Origin of the sequence: Roseateles flavus (assembly GCF_039872765.1) — a bacterium.
Taxonomy (GTDB): Bacteria; Pseudomonadota; Gammaproteobacteria; order Burkholderiales; family Burkholderiaceae_C; genus Roseateles_B; species Roseateles_B flavus.
Genome location: NZ_JBDPZC010000002.1, coordinates 442,747 through 454,771, shown reverse-complemented (window position 1 = coordinate 454,771; position 12,025 = coordinate 442,747). Strand labels below are relative to the sequence as shown.

10 protein-coding genes are annotated in these 12,025 nt (G+C 71.4%); all 10 read right to left on the bottom strand.

Going from position 1 to position 12,025, the window contains the following annotated elements:
* Window positions 1–194: 194 nt before the first annotated feature.
* Complete coding sequence (locus ABDJ40_RS07695) at window positions 195–1,661, bottom strand: hypothetical protein (RefSeq protein WP_347608376.1); 1,467 nt, start codon at window positions 1,659–1,661, stop codon at window positions 195–197.
* 2 nt (window positions 1,662–1,663) lie between these two features.
* The gene (locus tag ABDJ40_RS07690; protein WP_347608373.1) at window positions 1,664–2,593 is read right to left on the bottom strand and encodes a hypothetical protein; all 930 of its coding nucleotides are present in this window, start codon (window positions 2,591–2,593) and stop codon (window positions 1,664–1,666) included.
* A 21-nt stretch (window positions 2,594–2,614) separates the two neighbouring features.
* Window positions 2,615–3,949, bottom strand: coding sequence for a hypothetical protein (locus ABDJ40_RS07685; protein WP_347608370.1), 1,335 nt, complete (start codon window positions 3,947–3,949; stop codon window positions 2,615–2,617).
* A gap of 10 nt (window positions 3,950–3,959) precedes the next feature.
* The gene (locus ABDJ40_RS07680; protein WP_347608367.1) at window positions 3,960–5,342 is read right to left on the bottom strand and encodes a hypothetical protein; all 1,383 of its coding nucleotides are present in this window, start codon (window positions 5,340–5,342) and stop codon (window positions 3,960–3,962) included.
* Window position 5,343: 1 nt separating this feature from the next.
* Window positions 5,344–6,399, bottom strand: coding sequence for a hypothetical protein (locus tag ABDJ40_RS07675; protein WP_347608364.1), 1,056 nt, complete (start codon window positions 6,397–6,399; stop codon window positions 5,344–5,346).
* A 16-nt stretch (window positions 6,400–6,415) separates the two neighbouring features.
* Window positions 6,416–8,155 (bottom strand): hypothetical protein, encoded by a 1,740-nt coding sequence (locus ABDJ40_RS07670; protein ID WP_347608361.1) that lies wholly within the window; start codon window positions 8,153–8,155, stop codon window positions 6,416–6,418.
* A gap of 260 nt (window positions 8,156–8,415) precedes the next feature.
* On the bottom strand, window positions 8,416–9,849 hold the full coding sequence (locus tag ABDJ40_RS07665; RefSeq protein ID WP_347608358.1) for a S8 family peptidase: 1,434 nt from the start codon (window positions 9,847–9,849) through the stop codon (window positions 8,416–8,418).
* Complete coding sequence (locus tag ABDJ40_RS07660) at window positions 9,846–10,676, bottom strand: hypothetical protein (protein WP_347608355.1); 831 nt, start codon at window positions 10,674–10,676, stop codon at window positions 9,846–9,848. The genes ABDJ40_RS07665 and ABDJ40_RS07660 overlap by 4 nt, the downstream gene beginning before the upstream one ends.
* On the bottom strand, window positions 10,673–10,945 hold the full coding sequence (locus ABDJ40_RS07655; RefSeq protein ID WP_347608352.1) for a hypothetical protein: 273 nt from the start codon (window positions 10,943–10,945) through the stop codon (window positions 10,673–10,675). The genes ABDJ40_RS07660 and ABDJ40_RS07655 overlap by 4 nt, the downstream gene beginning before the upstream one ends.
* Window positions 10,945–12,003, bottom strand: coding sequence for a hypothetical protein (locus ABDJ40_RS07650; RefSeq protein WP_347608349.1), 1,059 nt, complete (start codon window positions 12,001–12,003; stop codon window positions 10,945–10,947). Before ABDJ40_RS07650 ends, ABDJ40_RS07655 begins: the two co-directional genes overlap by 1 nt.
* Window positions 12,004–12,025 lie beyond the last annotated feature (22 nt).

Genomic DNA, 12,025 nt, shown 5'->3' with positions numbered 1-12,025 from the left:
GACCTGAGTTCGGGATCGCTGCAGTGCCACAGGGAACAGACGGCACATCGACAGGCGGCCTTGTCGCACTCACTCGGGTGTCGGTGCGGGCCCGAATACCAAACGCTCAGCAGGGCTCCATTCACTCGCCGCCGCCATCCGTGGCGCGGCACAGGTCACGCAAATGCGGTCTGGAGCTGCGCACCTATGCGATGTCAGGGCGGGGTCGCGGCGCCCCCGCTCGCACCCGAGGCACCGCTCGCACCTGAGGCACCGCTGGCGCCCGATGCACCGCTGGCGCCCGATGCGCCTCCACTGCCCCCACTCTCCCCACCACCGCTGCCACCGCCTCCAGTCCCACCCGTACTCCCCGGCGCCGGCACCGGCAAGGGCGCGTCCCGCATGCTGGGCTGGCTCACCCCGCCCACGGCGCTGTTCATGCCTGTGCGGCGCGCCTCGTCGCCCGTGCGCACCCCCTCGCGGCGCTGCTGGCGGGCGTTCAGGTGGGCGGTCTCCAGCTCCGCGCTCGGATTGATGCTGGCATTGCGAATGCGATCGGCCTGGGCCTGCGCCGCCAGGCGATTCAGCGGCACCGCATCGGTGTGGAAATGCAGTTCCACCGAGGAGTTCAGCTCGGCCTCGGTGTTGATCTCCTCGGTGCGCTGGCTGCGCTCGGTGTTGACGTAGGAGATGGTGTTCTCGACCTCGGCGCTGGCGCCCCAGGCGCCGATGCCGAAGCTGCCGCCGGCCTTCACGCGGTTCTGCATGCCGAACTGGCTGCCGCGGTCCTGGGAGGCGGCGCTGCGGGTGTCGATGTGGAAGCGCATGGCGGCGTTGATCTTGCCGGCGTCGATCACGATGCGGTTCATGCCCATCATCACCATGGTGGCCAGCATCTGCTGGCGCTGGCGGGCCAGCTGGCGCCGCGCGAAGGGCACCAGAGCTTCCGGGCTGGAGGCCTCGATGGGCTCGTTGGGGCCCAGGCCGAAGGCGGCGCGCAGGGTGTCGGGCTCGGGCATGTGGCCGCCGGGGCGCAGGCGCAGGCGCGGCACCTCGGGGGCGTCGTCGGGGTCGGGCGTCTCGCCGGGCTCGGGGCGGTCCTCGGGGTCCGGGGCCTCGGGGGCGTCCATCTCCAGCTGGTCGGGGAAGTGGTCGACCAGCCACTGCCGGGCCTGTGTCTCATGCGTGGCCAGCTGCTCGAAGCCCTGGGCCGAGCCGGAGACGGCATTGAGCAGCTGCAGGTACTGCTGCAGCTGGGTCTGGTTGGAGTCGTTCATGGCGCGGAAGACGCCGTTGAGCAGGTCGGTCACGAAGCGCGGGAAGCTGATGGCATTGAGCGTGTCCCGCGTGGTCTGGCCGATCTGGCGCGTGGCGGTGCCGAAGTCGGGCTGGGCCTCGAGGCTCTGCACCGAGGCCTGCTGCGCGCGGGGCTGCCGCCGGCGTATGGCCTGCTCGGCCTCGTGCTCCTCCTGCAGGCTCAGGGCCACGAGGTGGGAGACCTTGACCATGGCCTGGGCCAGGTCGCGGCGCTGCTCCGGGGGCAGCTCTGCATAGGCCTGGGTGTGGGCCAGCTGCTGGCGCACGGCGGCGCGCAGCCAGGGCGGCGGGGTGTCGGCCTCCAGGCCCAGCGGGGCCGCCGCGTGCACGGCCTGCGTGGGGCGGGCGGGGCTGAGGGCCTCCATGCTCAGAAGGCCTCCAGCACGGCGAGGTTGACCACCTCGGGGCGCTGTCCACGGGCCGAAAGCCGCCAGCGCTCGGCCGCCGCGATGAGGGTCTGCAGCGCCGGGTCCGCGGGCGCGATGGCAAAGCCCTGGCTCGCCGCCTGAGCCAGCCACATCAGCACCTGGCTGCCCGCGCGGGCGCGGTCGAAGCGCTGGCGCAGGTCGCCCAGCACGTCGCGCTCATGGACCAGGGCCGCGCGCACCAGGCCGTGCAGGTCGCGCACGCCGAAGGCCGTCTGCAGCTGGCGGTCGCCCAGCAGCTGCAGGGCGCTGCGCAGCTGGCCCAGCAGCTCGTCGGCCGCCTGCAGCAGCATGCCTTCGAGGCGGCTGGCGGCGATCTCCAGCAGGCCCTGGGCCGCATGCTGCAGGCCGACTTCCTCGCGCACATCGTGCTGGCCGGCGTTGTCGGCCAGGGGCACGATGGCGTCGCAGAGGCGGGCCAGGGCGGGCTCGAAGTCCTGCGGGTCGAAGGCCTGGGCCAGCAGGGCGCGGCGCTCGTCACCGGAAAGACGCTGGCGGCGCTCCTTCCATAGCTTCTTCAGCAGGGGCTCCAGCTTGGGCAGGGCCACGCTGATGGCGCCGCTGCTCCACAGCGCGGCAACGCGCTCGCTGGCGCGGATCATGGGCTCCAGCTCCTGCACGAGGTAGAGGCTGGCCAGCACGCCCAGCTGGGCCGGTGCACGCGTGGGGCGGGCGGGCTCGGGCAGGTCGATGGCGCCGAGGTCCAGGCCTTGGGCCAGCAGTCGCAGCCCCGGCAGGTGCGCGGCCTGCAGCGCCTCGGCCTGGTCCAGCAGGGCCGACAGCGCCAGCACCGCCGGCTCGGGGGCGGGCGGGGTGGCCTCGGTGCCCGCGAGGGCCTCGGCGGCGGGATGGGGGGCGGTCTCGCAGCTCACGGCGATGCTCCGGGGCGGGACTCAGGCGGCCATGCGCGGGGGCGTCTGACCGGCCGGGGCGGCGGCGTTGCCGGCCGGCGCGGGCGTCGTCCCCGGTGCAGCCGGGGCGGCAGGCCGCGGCGGGTTCGGGTCGAAGGGCGTGGCATTGCCCTGGATGGACGCCAGCATGCCCGGCGTGGCCAGCTTCTCCATGGGAAAGTAGTCGCTCTTGAAGTTGACCCGCACCTCGCCGGTGAGCTTGGCCTTCAGCGAGGCCTTGGACTCGCTGCTCTCGTCGACCGAGGACTGCACCGTGGTCATGTGGTCGTAGTCGTTGCGGTTCATGGTGGCCGCGCCCCAGCCGAAGAAGCCGCCCGCCGCGCCCGAGATGTTGGTGTTGTGCATGTGCTCGCGGTCCGAGAGCCCGGCCTTGGCCTTGCGCAGGGCCTGGTCGCTGGCGCGGAAATCGAACACCACCTTGGCGTTGATGGCGCCGTCGGTGATCACGATGCGGTTGATGCCCAGCAGCGTCATCGAGGCCAGCAGCTGCTGGCGCGAGCGCGCCATCTGCACGCGGGCGGCGGCCACGAGGCGGGCCTCCTGCTCCTCGTCCGAGAGGTCGGTGACGGGCTTGAGCAGCTGCAGCTCCTGGTTGATGCGGGCCAGCGCCCCTTCGTTGTCCTCGTTGCGCAGCTGCAGGCGCTGGCCGGTGCCGCCGTCCTCCTGCTCGCCGCGCCCGACGCGCAGCGCGTCGGGGAACTTGTCGCTGAGCCAGCCGCGCGCCTGGTCCAGGCTGATGTTGTCTTGGGCGAACTGGTCCACGGTCTGGGCCACGGACTTGAGCAGTTCGCCATAGGCCTGCATCTGCTGGATGCTGGCGTTGACGATGGCCTGGAAGACGTTCTGGATCAGGCCACCCACGAAGGCGGGGAAGTCCACCGAGTTGACCAGGTTCTTGAACTGCTCGGTGCCCTGCTGGAGGGCGCCGGCCTTGAAGTCGGCGCCGGCAAAGGTGCCCACCTTCTCGGAGGCCTTGTTCTTGGCCGCATCCACGCCGCCGGCCAGGGCCTCGGCGGAGGCCGCCTCGCTGCGGGGCAGCCGCGCTGGCTCATCGACTGAGCCACCGTCCTTGCGTACCACGGGGTTCTCGAACTCCTCGCGCGCCAGGCCCTGAGGATTGGCCATGAAGGAGGCCACGCGCACCATGGTCTGGGCGATCTCGCGCTGCTGCTCGGGCGGCAGGGCCCGGAAGCCCTCGCTCTGGGCCAGCAGGGCCCGCACCTGGGGGCGCACGGTGGCCAGGGTGGCATCGTCCAGCCAGTCGTGCGGGGCCGCCGAAGTGCCCGAGGCGGCGGACGTGAGCGCGGTGCTTGGCATGGCGGCGTCCTCAGGCGGCGGGGGCAGGGGCAGGCGTGCCGGCGGCCGGCGCTGCAGCGGGTGCCGCCGCGCCAGGTGTGGTGGTGACCGGCCGCGCAGCCATCGTCTTGACCATGCCGGGCTGCGAGTTCATCTGGATGGCGGCGATGGCCGCCGGGTCGGCCATCTTCTCCAGCGGCAGGTAGTCGCTCTTGAAGTTGACCTCCACGTGGCCGGCCAGGCTGGCCTTGGTCTGCAGCGAGGAGTCGTCGCGCAGCTGGCTGGTGCTCATCAGGGTGACGACAGGCGCCTCGTTGTACTTGTAGGAGCCGTTCGAGTAGGTGCTGGCGTCGGTCTTGCCGGTCAGCACGCCGGTGTCGCTGCGGGTCTCGCTGCCGCCTTCCTTCTTGTAGTCCCACTGGCCTTCGCCGCTGTGGGTCTTCTGGACGTTGCCGTACATGTCCGTCGCGTAGTCGTACTTGACGGCGCTCTTCTGGAAGCGGCGGTTGTCGCGGGCCTGGAAGTCGAACAGCACCTTGGCGGAGATCTTGCCGTCGGTCACCACGATGCGCTGCATGCCCATCATGACCATGGTGGCCAGCAGCTGCTGGCGGCCGGTGGCGATGGTGGTGCGCGCGGCGGGTACCAGCAGGGCCTCGATGAGGTTGTCGTCGATGCGCTGCAGGGGCTGGGCCAGGGGCAGGCCGCTGCCGTTGATGCGGGCGATGGCGTCCTTCTCCTCCACGCCTTCGCGCAGGGTCACGCGCGGGCCGGTGGCGGGCGCGTCGCCGAAGCTGAAGTCGCCCTGGCCGGGCTCCTGCAGCTGGAAGAGGTCGGGGAAGCGCTCGATGAGGTTGTCCCGGCCCTGGTTGGCCGTGGTGTTCTCGTCGCGGAACTGGTTGAGGCTCTTGGAGACGTCGGCCACCAGCTTGGCGTAGGCCTCCATCTGCTCGATGCTGCTCGTGACGATGCTGTGGAAGACGCCGTTGATCAGGCCGCTGACGAAGCCGGGGAAGTTCACCCCCTTGATCATGGCCACGGCCTGCTCCACGCCCGTGCGCACGGCGGCGCCGAAGGCCGGGGCGTCGTCCGCCTCCACGTCCTTGACGCCGCTGGTGCTGCCGCGTGCATTGGCCTGGTTGTTCAGCGCACCGAAGCCCAGCAGGCCGCCCGCGGCCAGGGACTGCACCTCGGGCGCGGCCTGCTGCGGGTCGACCTTGATGCCCGGCTCGGCCAGGAAGGCGCCGACCTGCACCAGGTCATGCGCCAGCTGGCGCTGGGTGTCCGGCGCCAGGCGGGTGTAGGCCGGGCTCTGCTCCAGCAGGGCGCGGACGGAGCTGCGCGTCGCCTGCAGGGTCTCGCGGCTGACGGGCGGCGTGGCGGGCGAAGGGCTGGGGGCGGGCAGTGCACTCATCTCACACCTCGGGGCTCAGGACGTGACCGGCGGATGCGCGCTCGTTCATCTGGTCGCGCAGCTCGAACTCGATGGGGCGCACATAGAGGCTGATGCGGGCGTCGCTGCGCGGCGTGACCCGCACGGACAGCACCGAGAAATGGCCCTGCTCGCGCGCATCATCCACGCCGAAGGCCTGCAGCCAGCGCTCCAGGGCCATCAGCTGGCGCGGGCGCTCGGCCAGGCCCAGGCGCACCAGGTCGACGAAGCCGGTGGGCAGGTCGGGCAGGGCGGAGAGCAGGATCTCCAGCTTGAGCTCCGCGCCCTCGGGCGTCTCGCGCAGGCCCAGCAGGGCTGAGCCGTGCGGCAGCTCGAAGCGCCCACCCAGGGCCACGCCCACGGCGCGCATCAGCGAGGGCAGGCGCTGGGCCAGGCCCAGCTCGTTCATCAGCGATCCCAGCTCGGACAGCACCAGCGGCCCGCGGTGCATGAAGGTCACGCGCTGCGAGCCCGCGTCGCGCTTGCAGCCGATGCTGGTGAAGATGGGCATGAGCCGCGGGTAGAGCATCATCACCCGGCGCGTGAGCCGGGCCAGGCCCGGGCTCAGGGCCTCGATCTGCTGCGGATTGAGCTCGTAGTAGATCTTGGCGGCGTAGAGCCCGTCCTCGTCGAAGGCGCTGCCGAACCAGGCGCCGAAGTTCATCCACGAGAGGCCAGACATGCCCCGCCAGGCCTCGCTGCGCTCGTCGAACCAGCGCAGGGCATCGCGGCCGAAGATGGGGTAGACCAGGCGGCGCAGCTCGCGCGTGGCTTCGTCGCGCCGGGCCATGGGGCTGGCCTCGGGCTCCAGCGGCGAGATGGTGAAGCGCAGCATGCGCGGCTCGCTCTCCGAGAAGGAGGGCTCGTAGGGCACGGCGCCGGGCGTCAGCGCGTTGTTGGCATAGGCCAGGTCGTTCTCAGGCCGGGCGAAGCTGCGTTGCAGCATGGGGCCCACATAGTCCATGGGATCGCTGACGCCGAGGCGGCGCGAGGCCACCGCCAGCGACTGCGCCACGTGCTTGAACATCGGTTGCGTCATGACAAGCCTCCTGGGCTCAGACCGGCAGGTTCACGCCCACGGAGGCCAGCACATCGCGCGCGGCCTGGGGCATGTCGATGGGCCGGCTGGTCATGGCCGGGGCCTCGATGGACTGGGAGTAGTGCTCCACGCTCTGCTCCTGCACGCCCATCACCGCCAGCCATTGCTCGCAGGCATTGACCAGATCCCAGTCGGTGGGCTTGAGCGTGGGGTTGGCGCCGCTGGAGATGCGCATCTGCGGGTTGGAGATCTCGTCGATGGACAGCACCGGGCCCGAGATGTTGGCCAGGCGCTGGATGTTCTCGGAGATCCAGCGAATGATGATGGCCCCGGCGCGCGACTGCGTGCGGAAGCGGTGCGTGTTCTTGGCGCCGCCCAGGTAGTTGACGTTGACCATGTCGATCACCTGCCACATGTCGCGGGCGCCGAAGGCCGAGCGCAGGTCGGGGTCCTGCAGGATGTCGCGGAAGTTGATGATGGTGTTCTGCAGCTCGGTCGCGGCGAAGTAGGCGATGCCGTAACCGTTGCGCGAGAGGTTGGCGCCCAGGTCGCGCGCGGCCTTGCGCACCTGCTCCTGGCTGACGGCCATGGGCACGTTGTTGCGCAGCAGCCGCTCCACCGAGATCTGGCGCGCGAAGCTGGACACGGCCGAGACGAAGCGCAGCCACAGCTCGTTGAAGTCCCGGTTCGGGTCGCCGGCACTGGGGTTGCCACCGGGCGCGCCGAACATGCGGTAGTAGAGCTCGCGGCGCTCGGCCTCGGTGATGCGCTCGGTGCTGGTCTTGAAGTACTTGAAGAGCTTGTCGCCCACCGTGCCCTTGCCCAGGGGCAGCAGGCCGCCGCGGAAGAGGTCCACGATCTTGTCCACCACCTGGAACATGCGCATCTCCTCCAGCTGGTAGGCGAAGTAGATGGCCTGCGAGGCCTGGAGGTTCTCCTTCTGGATCTCCACGTCCACGGCCTCTTCCAGGTCCGGCAGCATGATCTCCAGGGCCGAGGGCGGGGCGCCTTCCACCATGCCGGTCAGCAGGTTGAAGGCGTTGTCCATGCGGCTGGTGAGCCACGGGTCGTTGGGCGAGATGCCTTCGTCGCGAATGCGGCGCACGATGGAGGCCAGGCTGTTGGCGGAGACGGCGTACACGGTGTCGTCCGGGTCCGGCACCAGATAGCTGCTGCCCTTCGTGCTGCTAGTGCTGCTGCGGCCGCTGATGAAGCCGGGCGCCTCCGGGTCCACGTAGCCTTTCTCGATCTGCGACTTGAGCGTCACCTCATGGCGCGTGGTGAAGCGGTTGAAGGCGGCCATGAACAGGGCGCGGTTCTGCTCGAACTCGCCGCGCGCGATGGTGACCTTGGAGACGAAGTTCAGGTTGTCCGGACCCTGGATGCCGTCCAGCAGCAGCAAGCCGCAGACGGCCAGGATCTCCTTCTCCTCCACGCCCAGGTCATTGGGCTGCACGCCGTACTGGCTGCCCATGAAGCCGTAGCGCATCACGTAGTCGGTCTGCCCGGTCTGCGACAGCACCGCCCAGGGCTTGCCCGAGACCTGCTCGGCCACGCCGCGGTAGAGCTCGTCGGTGGTGTCGCGGTCGGCGAGCTGGGCACGCAGGTCGTCGAGTTCCTTCTTCAGGTCCGGGCCCAGGCCGCCGGAGCGGGCCTTGGTGTTCTCGATGCGCTCCAGGTTGGCGATGCGCACGCGGATCTCGGCGCGGCGGTTGCGGTCACGTTCGGCCAGGTCGATGAAGAGGATGCGGTTCATTTGGGTGGCTCCTGTTTGGGTGTTGGCTGCCGCAGCGGGGGCGGTGGCTTTGGGTGCGGCGAGGCCCGCACGGGAGGGACGGGCCCGCGCCGGGGCGCTGGCCTTGCGGGTGGGGGGTGGCGGCGCTGCAGCGGCGGCGCTCGTCTTCTTGCGCGGGGCGCGAGGCGCCGCAGCGACCGGTGGGGCCGCCTTGCGCTGCGCTGTCTTCTTGGGGTTTTGGCTGGCCATGGGGGCTCCTTGTCACTCGGTCATGCACAGGGTCAGTCGTCGGCCTGGAGGCCGTCGTGGCGGTCCAGCCAGTCGTCCAGGGCGCGCAGGGCGGCCAGGGCGTCGAGCACGCCGCGGCCCATGCCGGACTCGCCGGCCTGGGCATGGGGCCGGCTGCTCTGCATGAGCAGCTGGCGGGTCATCTCGGGATCGATGGGGCAGGCCCGGGCCTCGGCCCGCGCCGCCATCAGCGCGCAGACGGCCGACACGAAGGGCGCCGCGAAGCTGGTGCCGTTGGCGCGCTGCCAGCCGTTCAGGCCGCAGGTCCAGATGCCCTGGCCGGGCGCGCTGAGCGCCACGTGATCGCCGCGGGTGGAGAAGCGGGCGGGCTTGCCCTGCAGGTCCACGGCGCCCACGGCGATCACGCCGGGCAGGGCGGCGGGGTAGAAGGGCTCGGTGAGGCCGGAGTTGCCGCTGGCCGCCACCAGGATCACGCCGCGCGCCAGGGCATAGCGCACCACCTCGCTGTGGGGCGGCGGCTCGTCCGGGCTCAGCTGGGAGGAAGCGGTGCCGAAGCTCATGTTGATGACCTTCACGCCCAGGTCGATCAGGCGCTTCATGCCCGCGTCGATATTGGCCACGGACCCGATACCCACGCGCCGCTGGCCCTTCAGCGCCGCGCCCAGCACCCGGGCAGGCAAGACCTGGCACCGGCCCGCCGCGCCCGGGGGCAGCTCGGGGCTGTCGGCGCAGACGATGCCGGCGCAGCCGGTGCCGTGGCCGACTTCGTCCTGCGGGTCGGCGTCCGCGCCGGCGTCGTCGCCCACCAGCTCGGGGCCGCCGGCGCCGGCCTGCAGGTCCACGGTGTCGAAGCCGGGGCGCAGGGCGCGGTGCAGGGCGGGGTGGTCCATCACCACGCCGGTGTCGGCCAGGCCCATGATCACGGTCGGGTCGCCCGGTGCATAGGCCAGGGCCTCGGTCAGGCGGATCAGGTCGCGCGCGGCCCAGGCCTCCTGCATGTCGACGCTGGCCGCCTGCGGCACGGCGGCGGGCAGCGGGGAGGGATGCACGGCGCTGCCGTCCAGCCCCATGTCGACGAGGCGCTCGGGCCGCGCATGCTCCACCGTGGGCAGCTGGGCCAGGGCCGTCATCAGCTCGGGCAGGCGATCGCCCTGCTGCAGCTCGATGCGCAGCACGCGGGCCACGCCGCTGAGCTGCTCGATGTCGTCGAAGCGCCGGGCGCCCACGCGCGAAGGCGCCTGCTCGCGGCCGGTGCGCGCGCTGTGCACGCGGGCCAGGCGCATGCCGCCGCCAAAGTGGGACAGCAGGCGGTCGATGGGGCCGCCGTCCAGGTGCTCGCCAAAGGGCACGCCGTGGCGCTGGCAGGCGCGCCAGGCGGGCACATGCTCGGGCATCTCGCCCAGGCGCAGGGTGAGCAGCAGGCGGCGCGGCAGCTGCTTGGGCCAGTCGGAGGGCAGGGCCATCATGGCTGCTCCTTGGCGGTGGCCTCGGCCTCGTGCCAGCTGCCCATGGCACCGGCGCTGAGGCGCAGGCGGGCGGTCTCGCCGTCGCCGAAGTCGATCTCGGCTTCCTGGCCCATGTGCTCGGGGTCCACGCTCAGCTCCAGGGCCATGGCCTCGGCCTGGCGCACGGGCAGCCGCTGGCCATTGACCCGTACCTGGGGCAGCCGCCCGCTCTTGAGTGAAGGCGTGCTGAGGGTGACGCGCGAGCGGGCACCGCCCTCGTCGCCGACGGCGGGCGCGCTGTCCACCCGCTGCACCCGCGGCGCGGTGGCAGCCATCATGGCCTGCTGCAGGCGGTTCACCGGCATGCGGGCCAGGCGCGCGACCACATCGGCCCCGGCGGACTTCTTCAGCTCCTGCAGCTGCTGGATGGTGTGCACGCCGATGCGCTCCAACTGGCGCTGTTCCTCGGTGCTGATGCGCTCGCCCAGCGCTTCCTTCAGATCCAGCTTGGCATCGTGAGCCTCGTAGCTGACGGCGTTCTCGTCGATCATGGGCTTGGTGACCGTGGTCAGCGCCAGCTTGATGCTGCTGGCCTCGGCCTCGCCCGGGCCGGCAGGGCGCACCCAGACATCCTCCTCGACCATGCGCACGAAGGCGCGCAGGTCCAGCTGCACGTCCTTCACGGCAAAGGTCAGTGGCAGCTTGCCCACGCGGGCCTTGAGGGCCATGGCGGCCTGGGCCTTGTCCAGCTGCAGGGTCAGCGCCTGGATGAAGACGTCAAAGGGCACACCCAGGTCGCCTACGCCCGAGAGCTGGCTGACCTGGGGGGCGTCATCCCTGCCGCTCATGGCGACACCTCCTCTTCCAGCTCGGCGCGCAGCACGAAGCGCAGGCGCGAGCGGTCCACATGCCAGTGGCCGTCGCTGCTGGAGCGCGGCAGCTCGGCCAGCAGGCAGGGGCCGCCGTCAGAGAAGACCAGGGCCAGGTCCAGGGGCAGGTCGAACTGCGCCTCGGCCAGCCGGATGCGGGCCACGCCGGCGGGCGCCAGCGCCTCATGCAGCAGGGGCGCCATGGCGGTCTGCAGCTCGTCGATCACGGTGGAGAGGGCGCGCAGCATCAGCTCCTCCCGGGTTCAGTGGGGGCGGCCGGAACGGCGGGCGTGGCCGGCGTGGCGGCAGGCAGAGGCGCCGCGGCGCGCGGCCCCAGCGCGGCATGGCGCTGGACCATGGCCAGCTTCATCGCATCGGCCATCTTGTCCAGCGGCAGGGTCTCGGAGACGAAGTTGAGCTTGACCTCGCCGAACATGGTCGCGCTGAGGCTGGTGTCGCTCTGGGCGTTGAGGTTGAGCGTGCTGACCATGGTCGACACGCCCGAGGACGCCGCCAGCGAGCCGCGGCTGCCCCAGTTGCTGCCCGAGGCCGAGCCGGGGTCCTGGCCTTGCGCGTACTGCACCGTGGCCTTGTCGTTGGCCACGGCGCGGAACATGACCTTGGCGCTGATGGAGCCGTCCTTCACCGCCACGCGGTTGAGACCCATCATCACCAGCGTGGCCAGCAGCTGCTGGCGCTCGCGGCCCAGCTGGGCGCGGGCCTGGGGCAGGACCACGCTCTCCAGCAGCTCGCTGCTGAGCTCCTGGTCACCGACGCCGTAGTTCGCGAGCCAGGCCGGGCTGTGGCCTTCGCCGCGCGGCACCAGCATGGGCTGGCGCAGCTGGTCGTCGCTGCCGCGGGGCAGGAGCACGGCCACGTCGGCACCGTACTGCTGGGCCACCCAGTCGCGCGCCTGGTTGGTGCTGACGTTCTCCTCGGTGAACTGCTCGGTGGTCTTGGCCACGGCGGCCACCAGCTCGGCATAGCTCTCCATCTGGCGGATGGAGGCGTCGACGATGGCGTCGAAGGTGCCGTTGACCAGCTGGGCCACGAAGCCGGGGAAGTCGACCTCGTTGATCAGGTTGCCGGTGCGCTGGGCCAGGGTCTCGGTGGCGGGCGGCTTGGGCGGGGGCGAGGGCGAGGCTGGCGCCGGGCTGGGGGTCAGGGCTTGCCTCGGGGCAGGCACGGCGTTGCCGCTGAGCCCGGGCAGCATGCCCGGCAGGCCGCCCAGGGCCTGCACCCCCTCGTCGAAGCCGACGGTGGGCGCCGGGGCGCTGGCGAACTGCGGATGCGGGTCCATGGCCATGGGCGGGATGGGTCTCGTGGTC